At 39.2% G+C, this 23,220-nt stretch carries 20 protein-coding genes; 14 read left to right on the plus strand and 6 right to left on the minus strand.

Annotation, left to right across the window (positions count from 1 at the left end; all coding sequences use genetic code 11):
* Positions 1-13 precede the first annotated feature (13 nt).
* The 4 genes from AVJ19_RS08995 to AVJ19_RS09010 all read right to left on the minus strand — a co-directional run bounded on the left by AVJ19_RS08995 (position 14) and on the right by AVJ19_RS09010 (position 5,460).
* Positions 14-808: a hydroxypyruvate isomerase family protein gene (locus AVJ19_RS08995; RefSeq protein WP_111859398.1), complete on the minus strand. Its 795-nt coding sequence runs from the start codon at positions 806-808 to the stop codon at positions 14-16.
* A 54-nt stretch (positions 809-862) separates the two neighbouring features.
* Complete coding sequence (locus tag AVJ19_RS09000) at positions 863-1,729, minus strand: NAD(P)-dependent oxidoreductase (RefSeq protein WP_111859399.1); 867 nt, start codon at positions 1,727-1,729, stop codon at positions 863-865.
* Positions 1,730-1,758: 29 nt separating this feature from the next.
* Positions 1,759-2,547, minus strand: coding sequence for a crotonase/enoyl-CoA hydratase family protein (locus AVJ19_RS09005; protein WP_111859400.1), 789 nt, complete (start codon positions 2,545-2,547; stop codon positions 1,759-1,761).
* 108 nt (positions 2,548-2,655) lie between these two features.
* Positions 2,656-5,460 carry an ATP-binding protein gene (locus tag AVJ19_RS09010; protein ID WP_111859401.1) on the minus strand — a complete coding sequence of 935 codons (2,805 nt, stop codon included), beginning with the start codon at positions 5,458-5,460 and terminating at the stop codon, positions 2,656-2,658.
* Positions 5,461-5,774: 314 nt separating this feature from the next.
* Between AVJ19_RS09010 and cysM the strand changes: the two genes are divergently transcribed.
* The 4 genes from cysM to AVJ19_RS09030 all read left to right on the plus strand — a co-directional run bounded on the left by cysM (position 5,775) and on the right by AVJ19_RS09030 (position 11,361).
* The gene (cysM, locus tag AVJ19_RS09015) at positions 5,775-6,689 is read left to right on the plus strand and encodes a cysteine synthase CysM (protein ID WP_111859402.1); all 915 of its coding nucleotides are present in this window, start codon (positions 5,775-5,777) and stop codon (positions 6,687-6,689) included.
* Between the two features lie 108 nt (positions 6,690-6,797).
* Entirely contained in the window at positions 6,798-7,619 is an 822-nt protein-coding gene (locus AVJ19_RS09020) for a 3'-5' exonuclease (RefSeq protein WP_111859403.1), read from the plus strand.
* An 8-nt stretch (positions 7,620-7,627) separates the two neighbouring features.
* Complete coding sequence (gene rlmD, locus AVJ19_RS09025; RefSeq protein WP_111859404.1) at positions 7,628-9,004, plus strand: 23S rRNA (uracil(1939)-C(5))-methyltransferase RlmD; 1,377 nt, start codon at positions 7,628-7,630, stop codon at positions 9,002-9,004.
* A 50-nt stretch (positions 9,005-9,054) separates the two neighbouring features.
* A complete protein-coding gene (locus AVJ19_RS09030) occupies positions 9,055-11,361 on the plus strand; it encodes a RelA/SpoT family protein (RefSeq protein ID WP_111859405.1) in 2,307 nt (768 codons plus the stop codon).
* Between the two features lie 76 nt (positions 11,362-11,437).
* Here the strand turns inward: AVJ19_RS09030 and AVJ19_RS09035 are convergent, their stop codons facing one another.
* Entirely contained in the window at positions 11,438-12,211 is a 774-nt protein-coding gene (locus AVJ19_RS09035) for an SDR family oxidoreductase (RefSeq protein WP_111859406.1), read from the minus strand.
* A 116-nt stretch (positions 12,212-12,327) separates the two neighbouring features.
* Between AVJ19_RS09035 and mazG the strand changes: the two genes are divergently transcribed.
* The 9 genes from mazG to yjgA all read left to right on the plus strand — a co-directional run bounded on the left by mazG (position 12,328) and on the right by yjgA (position 19,023).
* The gene (mazG, locus tag AVJ19_RS09040) at positions 12,328-13,131 is read left to right on the plus strand and encodes a nucleoside triphosphate pyrophosphohydrolase (RefSeq protein ID WP_111859407.1); all 804 of its coding nucleotides are present in this window, start codon (positions 12,328-12,330) and stop codon (positions 13,129-13,131) included.
* Positions 13,100-13,549, plus strand: coding sequence for a ComEA family DNA-binding protein (locus tag AVJ19_RS09045; protein ID WP_111859408.1), 450 nt, complete (start codon positions 13,100-13,102; stop codon positions 13,547-13,549). Before mazG ends, AVJ19_RS09045 begins: the two co-directional genes overlap by 32 nt.
* A gap of 151 nt (positions 13,550-13,700) precedes the next feature.
* Positions 13,701-15,155, plus strand: coding sequence for a polynucleotide adenylyltransferase PcnB (gene pcnB, locus AVJ19_RS09050; protein ID WP_111859409.1), 1,455 nt, complete (start codon positions 13,701-13,703; stop codon positions 15,153-15,155).
* Positions 15,152-15,640 (plus strand): 2-amino-4-hydroxy-6-hydroxymethyldihydropteridine diphosphokinase, encoded by a 489-nt coding sequence (gene folK, locus AVJ19_RS09055; protein ID WP_111859410.1) that lies wholly within the window; start codon positions 15,152-15,154, stop codon positions 15,638-15,640. Before pcnB ends, folK begins: the two co-directional genes overlap by 4 nt.
* 43 nt (positions 15,641-15,683) lie before the next feature.
* Positions 15,684-16,493 (plus strand): 3-methyl-2-oxobutanoate hydroxymethyltransferase, encoded by an 810-nt coding sequence (gene panB / locus AVJ19_RS09060; RefSeq protein ID WP_111859411.1) that lies wholly within the window; start codon positions 15,684-15,686, stop codon positions 16,491-16,493.
* A gap of 2 nt (positions 16,494-16,495) precedes the next feature.
* Entirely contained in the window at positions 16,496-17,341 is an 846-nt protein-coding gene (panC, locus tag AVJ19_RS09065) for a pantoate--beta-alanine ligase (protein WP_111859412.1), read from the plus strand.
* A gap of 25 nt (positions 17,342-17,366) precedes the next feature.
* Positions 17,367-18,218, plus strand: coding sequence for an RNase adapter RapZ (rapZ, locus tag AVJ19_RS09070; protein WP_111859413.1), 852 nt, complete (start codon positions 17,367-17,369; stop codon positions 18,216-18,218).
* A complete protein-coding gene (locus tag AVJ19_RS09075; protein ID WP_065994388.1) occupies positions 18,215-18,484 on the plus strand; it encodes an HPr family phosphocarrier protein in 270 nt (89 codons plus the stop codon). The genes rapZ and AVJ19_RS09075 overlap by 4 nt, the downstream gene beginning before the upstream one ends.
* A gap of 2 nt (positions 18,485-18,486) precedes the next feature.
* The gene (gene yjgA / locus AVJ19_RS09080; protein WP_111859414.1) at positions 18,487-19,023 is read left to right on the plus strand and encodes a ribosome biogenesis factor YjgA; all 537 of its coding nucleotides are present in this window, start codon (positions 18,487-18,489) and stop codon (positions 19,021-19,023) included.
* An 80-nt stretch (positions 19,024-19,103) separates the two neighbouring features.
* Here yjgA and AVJ19_RS09085 read toward each other — a convergent pair whose 3' ends face one another.
* A complete protein-coding gene (locus AVJ19_RS09085; RefSeq protein WP_111859450.1) occupies positions 19,104-20,750 on the minus strand; it encodes an acyl-CoA synthetase in 1,647 nt (548 codons plus the stop codon).
* Between the two features lie 546 nt (positions 20,751-21,296).
* On the opposite strand from AVJ19_RS09085, the gene thrS reads away from it, so the two are divergent.
* Positions 21,297-23,219, plus strand: coding sequence for a threonine--tRNA ligase (gene thrS / locus AVJ19_RS09090; RefSeq protein ID WP_111859415.1), 1,923 nt, complete (start codon positions 21,297-21,299; stop codon positions 23,217-23,219).
* Position 23,220 lies beyond the last annotated feature (1 nt).

Raw genomic sequence — 23,220 nt, forward strand, 5'->3', positions numbered from 1 at the left:
ATATTTTTTAAGCTCAAACTTGGTGGTTGTTGGAGAAGTATTTTTTTCTCCATGCAAATGATTGATTAGAATCGACTTGTGGTTTGTATTCTGCAGCGACATAGCCTGTGTATGAACTTTGTGCAAGCCATTTAAAAATTTCCGCATAGTTAATTTGGGCGGTGTCAGGTTCATGTCGTCCTGGACAGTCAGCAAATTGAATATGTCCAATCCATTTTATATTTTCCTGTAATGCTGCCAAAATATTTTCGCCCATCATTGCCATGTGATAACAGTCGTATTGCATTTTTAGCGCTGGATGTTGAACAGCTTCAAGCATCTCTTGGGCTTGGGCAACATTTTGTACCAAAAAGCGAGGCATGTCTGTTCCATTAATCATTTCAAAAACGGGTTGAATATGATGTTCAGACAAGAGGTGGCAGGCAAGTTTTAGGTTTTTAGACAGCATGTTGAGACAGGGCAATAGATCTGCATCGAGAGGCTGTTTACCTGCAAGAATATTGACACTCGGTACATTGAGCGCAGTTGCATATTCGATGGCTTTTAATAGTGCTTGATGAAATTCAAGCTCTTTGCCAGGAATACCCGCTAAACCATTACCACCATGCATCAAATCACCCGCTGGAATGTTGATTAGACATAAACTAAGTTGGTATTGATCAAGTTGGGCTTGAATTTCTTTAATGCTCAACTCATAGGGAAATTGAATTTCAACATGTTGGAAGCCATGCTGATGGGCTAAAGCAAACCGTTCAATTAAAGGGACTTCAGTAAAAATCATTGAAAGATTTACTGCGAGTTTGCTCATAGCTTCGCTCCATCTCGATCCATAAAGTAGGTATGTATATTTTTTACAATAATTTTAAATTTCAACCTGTTTGATCACGGTTGCTAAATCTGTATCAGCATAACCATTGTTTTGGTGTGCTTGCAATTGCGAAAGTGCTTTTTTCGCCACAGGAATATCAAGTTGAAATTTTTCTGCCAAAATCATCGCATTATTTAAATCTTTCGATAGAGTTTGCACTTTCCATTGCACAGGTTCAAATGTATGTGTTGCCATACGTGGTGCTAAAATTTGGAAAGGTTTGGAGTCGGCAAAACCGCCAGCGAGTGCAGGCGCAAGTAGTGTGGTATCAACACCAGCGTGTTGTGCTAATACGACAGCTTCTGCGATCAGTGTACTGTTTGCAGCGACAATGAGTTGATTGCAAATCTTAGTAGCTTGTCCTGTGCCTGAGTCGCCCATACGTGTGACACGCTGCGAAAGTACATTATAAATCAAGCCTAAACGCTCAATTGTTTCTGTATGCCCCCCTGCAAAAATAACCAAAGTGCCATTTTCCGCACCTGCTGTACCGCCAGAAACAGGGGAGTCTATCCAAGTTACGCCAAGTTGTTGTGATTGTTCTGCAAGTGAAAGGGTCTTATCCACAGATAAGCTAGAAAAATCCACAATCACTTGTTGGGTGTTGAGATGTGGGGAAATGAGATCAAACACATTTTGCACAGCCGTATCATCTGATAAACAAGTTAAAATCACAGGATAATCTGCAATATTTTCAAGTTGTAGTGCATGTGCACCCATAGCAATTAAGCTTTCACATGCACTTGCTGTACGATTCCATACTGCAACCTGAAAACCTGCTTGTACTAAGCGAGTTGCCATGCGACTGCCCATCAAACCCATACCTAAAAATGCAATTTTAGTATTACGATCAAAACTCATTATCACGATCTCAAACCATTCCTTGTGTGCTATTTAAATTGGCGTGGTAAAAATTCCACATCTGGATTTTTATCTTTTTTACGTGCCAATTGACTATTCTTACCTAACAGTAACTTGAGTTGCCAAATCTTTTCAAGGCGTAATGACTTTTTCGGTGCATGTTCCATTGCATCTAGCACTTGCTTGGCTGCCATGAGGGCATCAGGTGAACGTTGCAACATTTCTGCTGCGATTTGTTGTGCTTTTTCAAGTGGTGCTACATCAACATGTGTGACTAAGCCGATATCTTTGGCATAGTGACCATCAAAAATACGAGCAGTTAACGTCAATTCTTTCGCTAAGTCCAAGCCGATCACTCCTTTAATGGAGCGAGATAAACCCATATCAGGCACTAAGCCCCAACGACTTTCCATGATCGACATTTTGGTATCAGGATGGGCGATTCGAATATCTGCTGCGAGTGCCAATTGCATGCCCGCACCAAAGCAAAAACCTTCAAGTGCTGCAATGACAGGGACTGGGAGTTCTTGCCAAATAAGAAAAGCTTTTTGAAATAAACTTTGTCCAGGTTTTAATAATTCCCAAGCAGCAAAGGCTGTATTTTTGGGGCTATTTAAATCTGCTAAATCAATGCCAGCACTAAATACATTGGCTTCGCCTGTTAAGATCACGCAGCGAATACTACGATCCTTTTTAATTTTCTTTGCCATGATGACCAGTTCTTTAAGCAAAGCAAAGCTCATCGCATTACGTTTTTCGGGGCGATTCAAATAGACCGTGGCAATGCCATTTTGTTTTTCGATGCGTAATAGTGACATGGTTTTTACTCTTATTGATTTGTTGTTTAGCATAGCATGTGCATGTCATCAGCGCGTGACAGCACAGTCACAGAAAATAGAGATTTTGAATATGAACTATATAACAGATTAGTGATTCAAAATTTGTTGTGCTGCCGATTCAACTTCATGAATGACCAGTTGTAAATGATCTAAACGCTGTAAAGTTTCTTGAATAAATGCATCATCAGCTTTACGGCGTTCCTTCCTAAGCATTGATAAAAATTGTTCAAACTCACCTGTGGCACGTTGTAATTTTGGTGTACCCACATAGCGTGTTGCACCATAGAGACGATGTAACACATGCTCAAGTTGTGGAAAATCCTCAAGTTCAATCAATTGTGAGATTTCTTCTAACTCATCAGCAAAACTATCCACCAACATTTTTAATAAGTCTTGTGCCAAATCTTCTTTATTGGCAGCTAAGGCTAAGCTTTGTTTCCAATCTAAAATATCAGGATCAAGTGCATCAACAAAGACTGTGTTTTCAGCAGATTGTTGTGGTTGGACAAAACTGTCAGAAGTCCATTGCGTTAAAATTTGGATCAATTGATCAATTTGAATCGGTTTGGTGACATAGTCATCCATGCCAACTTTGAGTAGTTTTTGCTTTTCATCCGCGAGTGCATGTGCTGTCAAGGCAATGATCGGCATACGCATGCCATCTAAAGTGGATTCTAAAGAGCGAATCGCACGAGTGGTATCAATACCTGACATGACTGGCATTTGAATATCCATAAACACTAAATCATGCGGTTTTAAGCCTTGTTCAATGCCTTGTTGAATAATGGTTAAGGCTTCTTGACCACTTTGCGCTTTGGTTGTTTTGACATTCAGTTCACCGAGTAAGGCTTCAAGAACGATTAAGTTTGGCAAATGGTCATCAACAGCTAAAACATGTAAATTACGTGCTTTAAAGTCTTGGTGTTGCTCAGGTTCAAAAATGGGTTGATTGCTGAGTAGTTGAATCACACCTGTACGGCTTAAAGGCTGATATAACGGACGAGCACGATATTCATTAAGCATATTTGGCTCTAATGACATTTGATAGCCATATACAGCTAAATTGCCTTGATAACGCCCACGAATTTCTTTCAATAACGCTTCCGTATCACCACTATGATCCACGATTAACCATGTGTTTTCAGGAAGTTGATCTAGGCTGTTGAGGCGGCTGAATAGATCTAAAATAGACTGTGTTTCAATGTGTGTGACTTGATAATCTTCTAAATAATGACGTAGCACATTGGCAGTTGCAGGATGTGCCAAGAATGATACGACATGCATATCTTTAAAGCTTGGATGAATAATTTCTTCATCTTCATCCACAACAAATTGCGCTGTAAACCAGAACGTTGAGCCTTTTTCTGTGGGCGCACGTTCTTGGTTGTCTTCAAAACCAATTTGTCCATGCATCAAATGCACAAGCTGTTTGGAAATGGCAAGTCCTAAACCAGTACCACCAAACTGACGAGTGACTGAAGCATCGCCTTGTGAGAATGATTCAAATAATTTTTTACGATCTGTACCGCTTAAACCGATTCCACTGTCTTGTACGCTAAAGTGCAATAAACATTGTCCAATATCATCATGTTCAATGCGTACACGTACAATAATTTCACCATCAGGAGTGAATTTAATCGCATTGGAAATAAGGTTGGTGAGGATTTGTTTAAAGCGTAAAACATCACCATTCACATGTTTAGGCACATTGTCAGCATAATAAAATGCCATTTCAATTTGCTTTTGTGCAGCCAAAGGTGACAGCATATCCATCACATCAAAAATGGCTTCTTCAAGATCAAAAGGGGCGGTTTCAAGTTCTAATTTTCCAGCATCAATTTTTGAAAAATCCAAAACATCATTAATCAATGCCAACAAATGTGCTGAAGATTTACGAATGGTTTGTAGATATAAACTTTGATCATTACTTAGATTGTCTTGTCTAAGTAGTAAATGAATAAAACCATCAATACTGTTAAGTGGTGTGCGCAACTCATGACTGATATTGGCTAAAAACACCGATTTTGCTTGATTGGATGAAATCGCTTGGTCACGGGCTTGTTTATAGGTGATATTTTGGACTTCAAGTGTGTCTAAGGTACGTCTTAAATCGTCTTCAGTTTGTTCAGTATGTTCTTTAAGTTCTAAGAAGCTAAAATGTAGACGTTTCACGACATTGGCAATGTCACGTTGGAGTAAACGCAGCTCACCTGTGCTGTTAATCACCATGTGCTGATCAAGCGTGTCAGCATTTAAGCGTTGTAACTGCATACGAATCTCGTACATTGGTGCGATCCAACGGCGAGAATAAAAATTTAAACACAGTAACAATAACAGTAAGGTAAATAATCCTGTCGTAATCAACACGATCATGACCCGATAATGGGCAATTTCTAAGGGCTGATTGTCCAATTCAATCATCAACCAATGCGGTATTTGATGCGGCGAACTTTGTAAATGAATTGCGTAAATATTATTGTGCTTTGTATTAAGAGGGCCAACAAAAGTGCCTTGTTTTGGCAGTGTAGGCCAATTTTTTTGACCTTGATAACCGACATTTAATAGGATTTGATTATTTGATTGTACGATTGCAGCGCGAATCAAATATTTTTCATTAAAGATACGTTGTAAAATATTTTCAGCATGTGCTTTTTGCTTTGGGTCGGCTTGAATCAATTGAACCAATTGCTCAGCAGTCGCTTGATAACGACTCAAAATTGCAATTGCAGCATAGCGTTGATTGGATTTGGTTGTAGAAGACGTTTCTTTCACGACCAACAAAGCACCAACACACGCTAAAATTGTGATTGGTACAAAAATCAATGCAATAAGTTGCCCATACGCATGATTGAGTTTTAAGCGTTTAAAGAGTTTTTTATTGAAATTCGACATGGTTCCAGCAACTCGTTGACCATGCGCAAGATATTAACATGCTTTATTCATCCTGCATGACAATATGATTAAAAATCTTAGGTATTGGGAAATACACTTTGCAGATTTAAAGATAATCTTAGTGTTTTAAATGCTAAGAAAAACCATAATTTATTTATATAAATGATTTTAAAGATAAAACATTGAAAAATACAAAATTTAAAAATATTTCAATTTGTTTTAAGTTGTACCAGTCTTTGGAAAAATGAACGGAAAGTTGTGCAGTTGGTTTTATTTTTTCATACAATATCGCCACCTCAATATAGGTGCAAATGATGAGTAACACACAACCTGATTTCTTCGCTGATGATTTTCTGCTTGACCACTATGTCGGAAAAACGCCTTTGGTGCGTTTACAGCGTTTGGCAAATCATACTCAAGCAACGGTATTGGCAAAACTTGAGGGGAATAATCCTGCAGGTTCTGTCAAAGATCGCCCTGCATATAACATGATTATGCAAGCTGAAAAGCGTGGACAAATTCAGCCAGGTGATACCTTAATTGAAGCGACCAGTGGAAATACAGGGATTGCATTGGCGATGGTTGCTGCGATGCGTGGTTACAAAATGCGTTTGATTATGCCTGCTGCATCAAGCCAAGAACGTAAAGATGCAATGCGTGCGTACGGTGCCGAGCTGATTGAAGCAGCAAGTATGGAAGAAGCACGGGATATGGCTTTGCAAATGGAGAAAGAAGGTCAAGGTTTAGTGTTAAATCAGTTTGGTAATCCTGACAATGTAGAGGCACATTACCTGACGACTGGTCCAGAAATTTGGCAACAAACTGAAGGTAAAATTACCCATTTCGTGAGTGCTATGGGCACAACAGGCACCATCATGGGGATTTCAAAATATTTAAAAGAACAAAATCCTGAGATTCAAATCGTAGGTTTACAACCTTCGGAAGGTTCAAATATTGCAGGGATTCGCCGTTGGCCACAAGAATATTTACCGACTATTTTTGATGCAAAACGTGTTGATCGCATCATGGATATTCCACAAATTGAAGCTGAAAAAACTGCCCGTGCTTTGGCACGTCAAGAAGGCATTAGTGCAGGAACATCATCAGGTGGTGCAGTGTGGGCTTCAATCAAAATTGCTGAAGAAAATCCTAATGCTGTGATCGTATGTATCGTGTGTGACCGTGGAGATCGTTATCTCTCAACAGGTTTATTCTCGGTTGAGGATTAAATATTAAAAGGCTTGGACTTTATAATTATTTGCCGATCAGCATTGATTCACTGAAAAGAAGCGGGTTAATGTGTAAAATAGTCTAGGTCTTTTAGGGAAATCTTATTTATGCGTTTACCCGTACTTGTTTTTGATATTGAAACATTGACCGATCATCAGTCGGGTGCACATTTGTATGGGTTAGATTTACCTGAAGAAGATATAGAACAGGCGCTAATGAAAATTCGCCGTCAGGAAGCTGGGACGGATTTTCAGCGCTTGCCGTTACATGAAATTGTGTGTATTTCGGGTTTATGGATTGATGAAAATGGTGCGATGAAGCTGTTTTCATTTAGCCAAGAGCATTTTTCTGAAGCAGAAATTTTAAAGAAATTCTTGTCAATCTTTGATAAACGGCATCCTACTTTGGTCAGTTGGAATGGATCACAGTTTGATTTACCTGTGATTTTGTTCCGTGCCATGTATCATGGTTTATCTGCACCAAGTTTGTTCGATCAAGGTGAGATTGATACACAAAAACGTTATAATAACTACCAAAATCGTTATCATCATCGTCATGTTGATTTGATGGATGTGATGGCGATGTTTAATGGTCGGCATTTTCAGAAATTAGATGACATTGCACATTTGCTAGGTTTTCCTGGGAAGCGTGGTATAGCAGGTTATTTTATTCCTGAATATGTGAAAACCAAGCAATGGCTCAAGTTGAGCAGTTATTGTGAAGGTGATGTGCTCAATACATGGTTAATATTTTTACGGTGGAATTTGCTAAAAGGTCAAATTTCATTGGCAGATCATCAGCTTTGGATTCAAGCAACGATTCATTATTTACAAGGTCAAGCACAGCAAGCTGAATTTTTGCAGATTTGGCGTGAAAGTTCGCAAAAAACTGCATTTAGCGCCACAGATTTTCCCACCACTCCAAATTAGGTATTCCTTTGAAACATAGAGCTAAACCTCGTTCATCTCAACTGCCACAGTCTATTTTTAATGTTGAGAGACTTTCACATGAAGGGCGAGGCATAGCACGCTATGGTGATGATCCAAGTCATCCATCTGATAAAAAAGGCAAAAGTGTTTTTATTCGTTTTGCTTTACCTGGTGAAAAAGTCAAAGTCCAAATTACCCGCCAAGTATCTAAACTTGAAGAAGGCGATAGTATTCAGCTTTTGAGTGAACCACATCCACAGCGTATTGAGCCGATTTGTCCGCATTTTGGTATGTGTGGTGGTTGTAATTTGCAACATTTACATCCTGATGAGCAAATTCGTTTTAAACAAGATGTTTTAAAATCACACTTTAGTCATTTTGCAGGTTTAGAACCGAAAGAATGGTTAGCGCCAATTCGCTCACTTAAAGTCGATTATCGTCATAAAGCTCGTATCGGTGTACGTTATTTTCCTAAAAATAAACAATTGCTTATGGGGTTTCGTGCGGCTCAAAGTAATCTGTTAATTGATATTCAAACCTGTAAAATTTTAGACTTAGAACTTGATCAAGCCTTGCCTGAGCTGCGCTTATTACTCGAAAGTCTAACAGGCAAAGCGGACATTGGTCATATAGAATTAGCAAAAGGTGATACTGAGGTTGCGTTATTAATTCGCCATACCGCAGATTTATCTCAAAAAGATGTCAACCAATTACAACAATTTGCGTTACAGAAACAATGGCAATTGTATTTTCAACCCGCAGGCAATGACAGTTTACATCGTGTTGATGACCCACATGCAGAGATGCATTTACATTATCAACTTGCTGATTTTGATGTTGAATTTTCATTCAATCCGACTGATTTTACTCAAGTGAATCCAACGGTAAATCCTCAAATGGTCAAATTGGCATGTGAATTGCTTGATTTGCAAGAGGGTGAGCGGGTTCTAGATTTGTTTTGTGGTTTAGGGAATTTTTCTTTACCACTTGCTAAAAAAGTGGGTGCAACAGGAACGGTCGTTGCTGTCGAAGGCAGTGAGGAAATGGTACTGCGTGGTACAGAAAATGCACTGAAAAATAGCATAAGTAATGTTAAATTTTATTCACAAGATTTAACAAAAGATTTTTCTCAATATTCTTGGGCAAATCAAGGATTTGATGCATTATTGATAGACCCACCTCGGTCAGGGGCGGAACAAGTAATGCATTATGTGCCTAATTTTGGTGCAAAAAAAATCGTTTATGTGTCCTGTAATCCTGCCACTTTGGCACGAGATGCAGGAATTTTGGTGCAACATGGTTATCAGCTGAAAAAGGCAGGTGTGATGGACATGTTCACACATACAGGTCATGTTGAATCCATTGCCTTGTTTGAAAAAGTGTAGTGTAGAGATAAACGATTTTATAATGAACTGTAGATTCACAGGAGACGGGTATGGTCACAGTACGTGAACAACTTCCAGAACAACTGAACGAGTTGTCTGAGGAAGCGACTGTAGAACATGCCGTAGAAGCGCAACAGGCTTTGGCAACTTGGCTAGATCGTGTGCGTGGAATTTTAGACGGTGCTGAGCTTCGACAGTTGCAAGAAGTGGCTCAATTAGTTTTACAAAAAGAATTAGCAACCATGGCAAATAGCCGAACCAATATCTTTACAACAGGTATTGGGATGGCGGATATTTTGGCACATTTACATGTCGATGAAGACACGCTGTCTGCTGCTGTTTTATATCGTAGTGTACGTGAAGGTATTATTTCGCTTGAGGAAATTCAAGTACAGTTTGGGGAGCAGGTTTATAACCTTGTCAAAGGTACTTTGGCAATGGGGAAACTGTCTGAACTTATCGAGAAAAATAAACGTTTAGAAGACCATTTTAATAATAACCAACGTGAACATTTGTCAGGCATTTATAAAATGCTGATTTCGGTGACTGAAGATGTACGTGTGGTTTTGATTAAATTGGCAGAGCGTACTTATGCTTTGCGTGAATTGGCAAAATCTCCAAGAGAGCGTCAAGAACGTGTTGCACGTGAAATTTTAACCATTTACTCGCCTTTAGCACATCGTTTAGGCATTGCACAATTAAAATGGGAGCTAGAGGATTTAGCTTTCCGTTATTTGGCACCCGAACGTTATAAAGAAATTGCTTCGTTACTCAATGAAAAGCGTTTGGAGCGTGAACAATATATCCAATTTGTTGTTGATAAACTTAAAAGTGAATTGGCTGCACATGATATTCATGCAGAAATTTCAGGGCGTGTGAAACATATTTACTCTATTTATCGCAAGATGAAGAGTAAAAATCTCAGCTTTGATCAGCTTTATGATATTCGTGCTGTTCGTGTTTTAGTGAAAAATGTTTCTGAGTGTTATCACGCTTTAGGTATTGTTCATCAAATTTGGCGACATATTCCACATCAGTTTGATGACTATATTACCAATCCGAAAGCCAATGGTTATCGTTCATTGCATACAGCGGTGATTGCTGAAAATAAATCGCTCGAAATACAAATCCGTACTGTAGAGATGCATGAAGAAGCTGAGCTTGGTGTATGTTCACACTTCAACTATAAAGAAGGTTCAAAAACCACCGATTATTCATTTAATCATCGTTTGCATTCTTTACGTTCAGTGCTTGAACATTATCAAGAGCGTAATGATGCAAATGTACATCCGAATGAAGATGAAGTTGAGGATTTTGAACATATTCAAGACTTTGAAGGTTTTGAAAAAATTTATGTCTTTAGTCGTGATGGTGATATTAAAGAATTACCACGTGGTTCAACGGTTTTAGATTTTGCCTATCATGTACATACTGAAGTGGGTAATAAGTGTTATGCAGCACGTGTTAATCAACGTTATGTACCTTTAACATATACCTTGAAAACAGGTGAACAAGTTGAGATTTTAACCAAGAAAGATCGTGAGCCAAATCGTGATTGGTTGGTGAATTCTTTAGGTTATATCAAAACAGCACGTGCCCGTGACAAGTTGCGTCATTGGTTTAGGCAGCAAGACCGTAGTAAAAACTTGGAAGTGGGACGAGAGATTTTAAATAAAGAACTTTCTCGTTTGGCGATTCATCCGAAAAGTATTGATTTAAATGATTATTGTAATCATTTTAATGTCAAAACAGGGGATGATATTTTGGTGGCATTGGTGAATGGTGATATTAGCCTGCATGCCATGATTAACCAAGTGAATCGTCACATGCATTTAGATCAGGATGAACCTGAACTAGTGTTGAAACCAACATTAAATCCACGTGCAAGTCATACTTTATCAGCGCATGGTATTTTGATTGATGGTTTGGATAATGTAGAGTTGCATATTGCACAATGTTGTCAGCCTGTGCACGGCGAGTCGATCGCGGGTTATATTACTTTAAATCGTGGTGTGAGTATTCATAAAGTTGCCTGTACAGATTATATGCGTATGATCAACTTAGAGCCTGATCGTGCGGTAGAAGCAGACTGGGAAATGCAACCCACACGTGGTCAAAGTGTGCAGATTGTGGTGGAAGCCTATGATCGCCGTGGTTTGTTAAAAGATTTAACCCAAGTGATTTTCTCTGATCAGATCAATATTCGTCAGGTCAATACCATTTCTGAATCAGATGGGATTGCCAATATGAAACTTTTGATTGAAGTTAAAGGTTTGGCACAGCTTTCTCGTTTATTGGCACGTTTAGAGCAGCAACCTGGCATTATTAGTGCAAGACGTTTGGTGCAAGGGAATTAACTTAAATTTAAAAATATAAATGAACCCCATAAATTGAATATTATTTATGGGGTTTTTATTTTGAGTAATGATAATTTCATTTTCGACTTAAAAGCATATTTGTTAAACGATTGATGATTTGTGGGCTGATATTGGAAAGTTGATACATCACCTTAGTCTTGAAACCAATAGGATGATGTGTTTGCGTAAAGACCGTTCCTTTGCTAGTGGCGAGTTTAAAAACTGCATCAGCAATATCTTGTGGTTTTAAATCTACGCCAATATTTTGAATCGTGCCTGCATCCATATCTTTTACCATTGCAGTTTGCACAAATAGCGGCATGACATCCAAAACACGAATGCCGTATTTTTGCCATTCAATATCTAAACCTTCTGTGATACCACGTACTGCAAACTTACTGGCAGAATAGGAGATAAGATCGGCTTGACCGTAAATCGCAGAAGCTGAGGATAGATTAATGACTCGAGCAAAAGAGGCTTGTTTTAAGAAAGGCAATGCAGTATGACAACCATTGAGAACACCTTTGACATTAATATCAATTGTACGGTGATGCGCTGCAATATCAGTATTTTCAAAAGCACCTGAATATAAAATTCCAGCATTATTCACTAAAATATTCAGTTCACCTGCCCACATGACAAACTCAGATAACGCAGTTTGCCATTCAGAATATTGTGCTACATCGAGTCGCCCTGCTTTGGCATGTGTACCTAACTGTGCTGCCAAATGCTGTGCTGCAGTTTCATTAATATCATAAATTCCAACATTATAGCCCTGTTGATAAAATAATCGGGCAATCGCTGCACCAATACCTTGTGCCGTACCACTAATGAAAATACTTTGCCGCATGTGGGTATCCTTTTTGTTTTAAAAGTATCAATCTCGATTCAGTTGAACATAAAATACTTTCCACTGACAAGTCTGTGCAGTCATAGATTTTATTATGTGGAAAATAGGGCATTTTTATGGAAAAGTTACTTAATATCATGCAGCAGTTGCGCCAAGAATGTCCTTGGGATCGTGAACAAACACCTGAGTCTTTGACTCGATATGCCATCGAAGAAGCATATGAAGTAGAAGATGCTGTACGCTCAGGTAATGTGAATGATGTCCGTGATGAACTGGGTGATTTGTTGTTACAAGTGGTTTTTCAGTCACAAATGTATAGTGAGCAAGGAGCATTTGATTTTGATGATGTAGTTGAAGCGATTTGTCAAAAGTTAATTCGTCGTCATCCACATGTTTTTGAAAAAGAAAAGTTTAATGATCTTACTCCAGATGAGGTTTCACAGCTTTGGCAAAGTATTAAACAGCAAGAAAAACAAGGTAAAGTACAGTCTCGTTTGGATGAAGTAAAACATGCACCTGCTTTGGTTCAGGCAGAAAATATTCAAAAAAATGTGGCTAAAATTGGTTTTGATTTTCCCAATGCAGCAGAAGCTTATGGCAAAGTGAAAGAAGAGTTAGCAGAGTTTGAGACTGCTATTGCGACTGAAAAATCCGATGAAATGCTGGATGAATTTGGCGATTGTTTGTTCTCATTGATCAATGTTGGGCGTAAACTAGGCATCTCTAGTGAAATGGCATTGTTGAGCACCATTCACAAGTTTAAAAAGCGTTTTGCTTTTATAGAAGATCAAGTATTACAACAAGATAAAAGATTAGAACAGATGAGCTTAGAACAATTAGATCAACTATGGGAGCAAGCCAAATTACATTTAAAACAACAGGCTGCGTATGAACAACAATCATCAGGAACATCCATTTAAAGATTCTATTTTATTTTCAATATTATTCTTATTTTTCAGTATGTGTGTATTGTCTAATGCACATGCTGAAAAATTTGACCAACGTTATGTAAAGTGGAAAGAACAACAACAAGCACATGATGAACAATTGAAACGGCAAGACCCGAATCATTATTTGGGTAAACCAACTGTGACCAACACGCAAGCATCAAAGCAAACAGCGAGCAGTAGTGCGGCGTTATCAGGTGCAAAAGTTAATATTAATACTGCTAATGTGCAGCAATTACAGCAGTTAAATGGGGTGGGGGAAAAGAAAGCGCAAGCAATTTTGGATTATCGACAACAAAATGGGAAATTTAAAAATATTGATGACCTGCAAAATGTCAAAGGAATTGGTCCTAAAATGGTAGAAAAGAATCGTGCCATGATTGTTTTATAAAAGAATATTTTATGTCAAATGGCATAAGCTAGATATTCCATGTCTGATTATTTCAAACAAGATTGAGAGAATCAAATTGCCCTTTGATTGTGTTAGAGATATTATTAGCACAATTATTATTTTTACGTCCTGACGTAGGAGACAGCGTCTTTTGCAAACTTTGCGTGCGTCAAAGTGTGGATTATCCACCGCTCAACTACCTTCTTCCATTTTAGATGTTATAGATTCTTTAACAAAAGCGGGCTACGAAGCTTATATCGTCGGTGGCGGCGTTCGTGATCTGATGTTGGGACAAAGCCCGAAAGATTACGATGCTGTAACCAATGCAACGCCATCCCAAGTTAAAGAAGTCTTTGGACGTCGTTGCCGTATTATTGGTCGCCGTTTTGAATTGGCTCATGTCTATTCGGGTCGTGAATTGATCGAAGTCGCAACATTTCGTGCACCGCCAAAAAAAGCCATTACTTCGGCTGCAGGAATGATTTTACGTGATAATAACTGGGGCACGATAGAGCAAGATTTTGCTCGCCGAGATTTCTCGATCAATGCTTTATATTATCAACCACGTAAAGGAATTGTTCTTGATTTCTGTAATGCAGTCGATGATGTAAACAATAAAACTTTACGTTTATTGGGTGATCCTGCGCAGCGTTTTGAAGAAGATCCTGTACGTATGTTGCGAACTTTACGTTTTGCAGCCAAGCTCCATTTTAATATTGATCAAAATATTTTAGATATTTTTACGCCTGAAATGACGCAGCTTTTGCGTGATGTGTCGCCACATCGTTTATATGATGAATCACAAAAATTATTCACCATGGGGCATCTTAATCGTGTGATGCCAATGTTGATAGAGTTTGGTATTTGGCAGCAATTATTTGCAGATTTAGAGACAAAAATTACGCCATTTATGGAACGTGCTGCGAAAAATACCGATCAACGTATTCAAATTGGTAAAACGATTAATCCAGCATTTTTCTATGCCGTGTTGTTATGGGAAAATTTCCTACAACGTTGTGAGGTATATCAAAGCAAAGGTGTGGTTGCCACTGAAGCACGTGCACAAGCAGGTTTGGATGTGCTGAAACGTCAAGCGTCACGTACCATTATTCCACGTTTTGCAGAAACCTTTATTCGTGAAGTTTGGGAAATGCAAACGCGTTTGTTGAATCCAAAGCCACAGCAAATTGAGGCTTTGTCGGGTCATGCACGTTTTAGAGCTGGCTTTGACTTTTTGCTATTGCGTGAAAAGTCTGGGGATGCTTCAACACAAGGTATGGGGGCTTGGTGGGAAGCTTACCAAAATATGTCTTTGGATGAAAAGGAACGTGCGATTAGTAGTTACAATCGTCAACGTGCTAAAAATCGTCGTAAAGCAACACCAGAAGAACCTGTTGAAAGCAAAGTTTCAGCACAAATTGAACCTTTGGTGAAAGAAACTGAAACACGTAGTCGTCGTACTCGTAAACCACGTGTTGAAGAGAAAAAACCTGTAACACATGCAGTTTCTCATCAAGCTGACACAATTCACCCTGATCATCCTATCTTAAAGCGTAAGCGTGTACAGCGTGATTTGACCAAAGTTGTCTTTGGACCAACGCAATGAGTGTAGTGACCTATATTGGTTTGGGTAGTAACCTTGGTGATTCACAGCAAATTTTACAAGAAGCCGTGCAAAAACTTGCCACGATTGGACAAGTGAGCGTGTCGAAATTGTATCAAAGCCCACCAATGGGACCGCAAGATCAGCCAAATTATCACAATGCTGTTGTACAGTTGATTACTGATTTAGCGCCTTTGCCACTGTTGGATGCTTTACAACTGTTTGAAAATGAATCTGGGCGTGTGCGTTTGCGTCGTTGGGGTGAGCGCACTTTAGATTTAGATCTTTTGCTTTATGCGGAAAAAAACATTATAAATGAGCGACTCACTGTGCCACATGTTGGTATTTTAGAGCGTGATTTTGTGGTGATTCCTTTATTAGATTTAGATCCTGAGCTAAAAGTGAACGGACAATCTTTAAAAGACTTAGAACTGCTACAACATTCAACTTTAACTGTTTTAGCTGATACAGATTGGGCAAACATTTAAGCCTGTTGAACGCTAAGGAACTCTGAATGAGAGGATTATCATCATGATTAGTCTAAGTGATCTACGTAAATTTAAAACGCAAGGACGTAAATTTTCATGCTTAACGTGTTATGACGCAAGTATGGCAAAAGCAATGCAAATTGCTGAGATTGATAGTATTTTAATCGGTGATTCTTTAGGTATGACCATTCAAGGTCATGATTCAACTTTGCCTGTGACTGTGGCAGATATGGCATATCATACCGCAGCTGTACGTCGTAGCAATCAGCATGCCTTTATCATGTGTGATTTACCTTTTATGAGTTATGCAACTTTGAATGATGCATTAGTAAACTCAAAAACAGTGATGCAAGCTGGCGCACAAATGGTCAAAATCGAAGGTGGTGAATGGTTGGCTGAAACTGTGCAAACCTTAACCCGTAATGGTATTCCTGTTTGTGTGCATTTGGGTCTAACGCCACAGTCTGTACATGTATTTGGTGGTTATAAATTACAAGCAAAAACTCGTGAAGCGGCAGATCAGTTGATTGCAGACTGCAAGGCAGTCGTTGCAGCAGGTGCAGCCATTTTATTACTTGAATGTGTTCCTGCGCAGTTAGGTCAAGAAATTTCTGAATTGTTCCCCGATGTTCCTGTGATTGGAATTGGTGCGGGCAAAGAAACCGATGGTCAAGTTCTTGTCGTACAAGATATGTTAGGACTTACTTTTGGTAAAGTAGCACGTTTTGTGCGCAATTTTATGAAAGAACAAGCAGGGGAAACTGCGATTGTTGATGCATTTAAAGCGTATCATGTTGCGGTGCAAGATCAATCTTTCCCTGCGGCTGAACATACTTTCCAAGTCGAGCTATAAATATGAAAACTGAAACTACCATACAAGGATTATCTGCATCGTTAAATCCTGCTCGATCGGCACGTAAAATCATTGGTTTTGTTCCAACCATGGGGAATTTACATGAGGGGCATTTGAACCTTGTGCGTGCTGCTCGTAAATTGTGTGATGTAGTCGTGGTGAGTATTTTTGTCAACCCGATTCAGTTTGGTCCAAACGAAGATTTTGATAATTATCCTCGTACTTTAGAACATGATAGTCATCTTTTGGCTGAGGTGGGCTGTGATATTGTGTTTGCGCCATCTGTGGATCAAATGTATGGCAAGCAACCGCGTTTGACCAATATTAGTGTCAGTGACATTACCAATGATCTTTGTGGTTTACAGCGTCCTGGACATTTTGATGGTGTTGCGGTTGTTGTGACTAAATTGTTTAATATTGTGCAGCCTAACTTTGCATTTTTCGGGCAAAAAGATTATCAACAATTGGCAGTGATTAAACAGTTGGTACGTGATCTAAATATGCCAATTGAGGTGATCGGTGTGCCAATTACTCGTGCAGAAGATGGTTTGGCATTAAGTTCTCGTAATGGTTACTTATCAGAGCAGGATCGTGCAACTGCACCTTGTATTTATGCAACTTTGCAAGCAGCTGAAAAGCAATTGCATGATGGACTTGCGCTCGATGTTGCATTGAGCAATATTCGTCAACAACTGACCGAGGTTGGTTTTGATGTAGACTATGTGGAAGCACGTAGTCCAATGTTGCAAAAAATTGGTCAATTTGATCAAGATATAGTATTGTTTGTAGCTGCAAAATTAGGAAAAACCCGTTTGATTGATAACTTACAGGTTAAACATACAACTTAAAAAAATAACTTAGGGTCGCCATGCCATGAAGCGTATACTTATCGTGACAGGTCAGTCTGGATCAGGAAAATCATCTGCATTGCAGGTTTTAGAAGATTTGGGCTATTACTGTATTGATAATTTACCTCTGGCATTGCTGCCTGAAATCGTCGAAAAATTAGATAAAGAAAATAATTTAGAACAACTGGCGCTAGGCGTTGATGTTCGTAGCACACGTGCGGATTTGCAAGGTTTTGATCATGTTTTTCAAATGTTGCAAAAGCATGGTGAAGTCGATGTTATTTATCTCACAACACGTGATCAAGAACTGATTTCTCGTTTTAGTGCTTCACGTAGACCGCATCCTTTATCGACACGTTTTAAAAGTTTGAATGAATGTATTCAAGAAGAAAAAACTTTACTTCTTCCGATTCAACTACGTGCCACAGTCCATATTGATACATCGGATAAAAGCGTACACGATTTAAAAGATATTTTATTGTCTAAGCTTGGACAGTCTGATAAGTTGATTTTGATTTTACAATCATTTGGTTATAAATATGGTATTCCTTTGGATGCCGATTTTGTCTTTGATGTGCGTCATTTGCCCAATCCACATTGGGATCTTGAACTGCGCAAATTTTCAGGTTTGGATGAACCTGTACGACAGTTTCTACAAGACAGTCAACAAGCCAATGAGATGTATGAAGACATTTATCAATTTTTAAATAAATGGTTGCCAGCATTTGCAGAAGGGCATCGTCATTATATTACGGTATCTATAGGCTGTACGGGTGGGCAACATCGTTCAGTTTATATCGTGGATCGACTGAAAACAGCATTGCAGTCGAAATGGACGATTCAAGTATTACATAGAGAAATGAAGCACTGGTCATGATCGACACAACTGTTGACGTAATTAATAAATTAGGGTTACATGCGCGGGCATCTGGAAAACTCATTGAAGTGACCACCAAATTTCGTTCATCGATTCAAATCGGAAAAGGTGATAAATTGGTCGATGCAAAGAACATTCTTTCTTTACTCATGCTTGGAGCCGGTAAGGGAACTACTTTACGTCTAGTGATTGATGGTGCAGATGAAGAAAAAGCTTTGTCTGAAGTTCAAGCACTATTCGCAGCTAAATTTTACGAGGCAGAATAATCGTGGCACGTCGTCCGCAACGTTTTACTGAAGATGATTTTGAGTCTTTAGAAGGACGTGCAAGTAAATCAGAACAGAAAAGAGCCGTACAGCGTATGGCTGCTTTAGGTGAGCAACTGGCTGAGTTGTCTAAAAAACAAATCGAAGCTTTGCCTGTCGAAGAGCGATTAATCGAAGCTTTGCTTGATGTGCAATTGATTACATCTTTTGAAGCACGTCGTCGTCAATTTCTCAGAGTGGGCAAATTATTGCGTAATGAAGATGAGGCTATGATCTTGTCTTATTTAACCCCGAAACAAGGTGCGAAAAAATTAGCACAATTGGATCGCTGGGTTGAGCGTATGATCGAGCAACGTGATCCTGCGATTAAAGAGTTTTGTAAGTCTTACAAAGCAGCAGAAAGTCATTCATTGCGTCAGCACGTGCTACGTATTCATCGTGATAAATCATTACAAGCCACTGAAGAAGAGTTGGCTGAGTCTAAACAAAAGTTTTTAAACTATGTTCAACAAGTGGCTTTGCTATCTGAACAAGGTTAAGTGAAATTATTGTTTTACATAAAAAAACGACCTTTTGTAGGTCGTTTTTTATTGATGGTTTTTGTTTTATGGAAATGAAATTAACTAAACTCACCTACAGAACGTTCTTTTGCCCAATCACGTAAAATGAATTTCTGTAATTTACCTGTCGAGGTTTTTGGAATTTCACCAATGACCACATCTTTCGGTACTTTAAAGCGAGCTAAATGCTGCTTACAGAATTCAATCACTTCTTCAGGTGTTGTTTCAGCACCTTGCTTGAGTTCAATAAAGGCGCATGGCACTTCTTGCCAGCGTGGATCAGGTTTTGCCACCACAGCTGCAGTCATGATTGCTGGATGGGTATAAAGCACTTCTTCCACCTCAAGTGAAGAAATATTCTCACCGCCTGAAATGATGATGTCCTTTGAGCGATCCATGATTTTTGCATAACCATCAGGTTGGCACACAGCCAAATCACCTGTATGGAACCATCCGCCCTTAAAGGCTTCTTCAGTGGCTTGGGTATTTTTCAGATAACCTTTCATCACGATGTTGCCACGGAACATGATTTCACCCATGGTCGTGCCATCATTCGGTACAGGCTGCATGGTTTCAGGATCAAGCACACGCATCCCATCTTGTAATGGATAAGGTACACCTTGACGAGAATGAAGTTGTGCTTGTTCTTGAATCGACAACTCACTCCAACCCGCTTGTGATGCACACAGCGCAGAAGGACCATAAGTTTCAGTCAAACCATAAACATGGTTCACTTGTACACCAATATGATGCATACCTTCAATGATCGCAGCAGGAGGCGCAGCACCCGCCACCATGACTTCAACACGATGATTAAACTTAATTTGTTTATCTTTAGGTGTGTTGATCAACATCGATAAGACAATCGGTGCACCACAGAAATAATCAACTTGGTATTGATCAATGAGCTTATAAATGAGTTCAGGATCAATTTTACGTAAGCAAATATTGGTACCGCCATTGGCTGCAATCGTCCATGCAAAACACCAACCATTACAGTGGAATAGAGGTAGTGTCCATAAATACTTACAGCGTGGTGTCATGCCACAAGCGATGATATTACTCGCGGCATTGATGTACGCACCACGATGATGATAAACCACACCTTTCGGGTTACCCGTCGTACCAGAAGTATAGTTTAGGCTGATCGCATCCCATTCATCTTGAGGCAAGTGCCATTCAAAGTTTTCATCGCCAGCACTTAACCAGTCTTCATATTCGATCTGACCAATACGTGCAGTAGAATCATTGGCTTCATATTCAACATCTGCCACATCAATGATGTAAATCTCTTGTGGTACAAGAGCGACAGCTTCCTGCGCCATCGCTGCAAATTCAGGGTCAACCAAAAGTACTTTAGTTTCAGCATGTTCCAACATGAATGCAATGGTTTTTGCATCTAAACGCGTATTTAGTGTATTTAAAACAGCGCCTGCCATCGGTACAGCAAAATGTGCTTCGACCATTGCAGGAATATTAGGCAGTAATACAGAAACTGTATCATTTTTTTGAATGCCTAAATTTTTTAATTGGTGTGCAAACTGACGGCAACGTCGATACGTTTCACGCCAAGAAATATGTCGTGCACCATGAACAATTGCATCTTGATGTGGGTAGATGTACGCAGCACGCTCTAAATAGCGCAAAGGTGACAATGCTACAAAGTTTGCAGGTGTGCGTGGTAATTCATCGTATGCACTAACCATATTTTTTAACTCCATCTAATATTTGTTTTATTTTCCATCTCTAAAAGATATGCATATTGTGAATTGAATGCATTTATTCTTTAGTCGAGTATTTATTCTAAAAGATGTTTTTGAAATAGCCTCAAGGCATAAATTTTGTAAATATATTTTTAAATCTTTGATTTTCAGGTTGATTAAACTTGTATTTAGCATAAAGCAAGCATCTTTTTAAGCGCAAAACATAACGAAATTCTGATAAAAATGAACTGAAGCGTTTATTTTTATTTAAATATCGCATGTCTATACAAGAAGCGATCGTAGATTTCAAAGGGTTAAATCTGTCACAATAAATAGGATGTGCTTACTTTTGTATATGATGCCATTTTATTCTGCTGGAAAATAAAAGGAAATCTGCAACAAAGGTTTATAAAAGCGCATTTAAGGTGTAAAATTCGACACACTTTTATTCTGTTCCACCGATTTTATCTTTTGAGGGTTTCCCTCGATCATAATCTCGCGGTGATATGCTCTATTGTACGGGGCATCACTCCTTAAGGATTTTTAAATATGCCTATTATCACATTGCCAAATGGCGATCAAAAACAATTTGATCAAGCAGTTTCTGTGATGGAAGTTGCACAAAGTATTGGACCTGGACTGGCGAAAAATACGCTGGCAGGTAAAGTGAATGGTCGCTTAGTCGATGCAAGTGATTTAATTACCGAAGACGCAACACTGGAAATCATTACCCCTAAAAATCAGGAAGGTGTTGAAATCATTCGTCACTCATGTGCTCACCTTGTGGGTCATGCGGTAAAACAACTTTTCCCTGAAGCCAAAATGGTGATCGGTCCCGTTATTGAAGATGGTTTCTATTACGACATTTTCAGTCAAAAACCGTTTACACCTGAAGATATGGCTGCCATCGAAGCACGCATGAAAAAGCTGATCGATGAAGATTATGATGTCATCAAAAAAATGACACCGCGTGCTGAAGTGATCAAATTGTTCACTGAACGTGGCGAAGATTATAAGTTACGTCTGATTGATGATATGCCTGATGAAACTGAAATGGGCTTGTACTATCATCAAGAATACGTAGACATGTGTCGTGGTCCACACGTACCGAATACTAAATTCTTAAAATCATTCAAACTGACTAAAATGTCAGGCGCTTACTGGCGTGGTGATGCGAAGAATGAACAGCTGCAACGTATTTATGGTACAGCTTGGGCAGATAAAAAAGAATTAGCTGCTTATATCAAACGTATTGAAGAAGCTGAAAAGCGTGACCATCGTAAAATTGGTAAAGCTTTAGACTTGTTCCATATGCAAGAAGAAGCACCAGGTATGGTGTTCTGGCATCCAAATGGTTGGACAATTTACCAAGTGCTTGAACAGTACATGCGTAAAATTCAACAAGACAATGGCTATGAAGAAATCCGTACTCCGCAAATTGTAGATTTTACACTTTGGGAGAAATCAGGTCACGCAGCCAACTATGCAGACAATATGTTTACGACTCAGTCTGAGAGCCGTAACTATGCTGTAAAACCGATGAACTGCCCATGTCACGTACAGGTATTTAACCAAGGCTTGAAGTCTTACCGTGATTTGCCAATTCGTTTGGCTGAGTTCGGTTCATGTCACCGTAACGAGCCATCAGGTTCTTTACACGGCATTATGCGTGTACGTGGCTTTACTCAAGATGATGCACATATTTTCTGTACCACTGAACAAATTGGTAAAGAAGTTGCAGATTTCATTAAGCTTACTTTAGATGTGTATAAAGATTTTGGCTTTGAAGAAGTACAAATGAAATTGTCTACACGTCCTGAAAAACGTGTCGGTGCAGATGAGCTTTGGGATGTTGCTGAAAAATCTTTGGCAGATGCTTTAGATGCAGCAGGTCTTGATTGGCAAGAACAGCCTGGCGAAGGCGCATTCTACGGTCCTAAGATTGAATTCTCATTGAAGGACTGTTTAGGTCGTATCTGGCAGTGTGGTACAATTCAGTGTGACTTTAACTTGCCGTTACGTTTAGATGCCTCTTATGTAACAGAAGATAACGATCGTGACCATCCTGTGATGTTGCATCGTGCAATTCTTGGCAGTTTCGAACGTTTTATTGGTATACTTATTGAACACTACGCTGGCTTTATGCCACCATGGTTGGCGCCAATCCAAGCATGTGTCATGAATATTACAGATTCACAAGCGGAAGCATGTGAGTCAGTGGTCGCAAAACTCAAAGAAAATGGAATTCGAGCAATTTCAGACTTGAGAAATGAGAAAATCGGCTTTAAGATTCGTGAGCGTACATTAGAGCGTATTCCATACTTATTGGTACTTGGGGACCGAGAAGTGGAAGAAGGTACTGTAAACGTCCGTACCCGTTCTGGAAAAAATTTAGGTACTATGTCAATTGATGCATTTGTTGACTTAGTGAAAGCAGCCGTTGCCGAACGCGGCCGGTACATTGTGGAGTAAG

It is taken from the genome of Acinetobacter sp. CFCC 10889 (assembly GCF_003268395.1).
Classification (GTDB): Bacteria; Pseudomonadota; Gammaproteobacteria; order Pseudomonadales; family Moraxellaceae; genus Acinetobacter.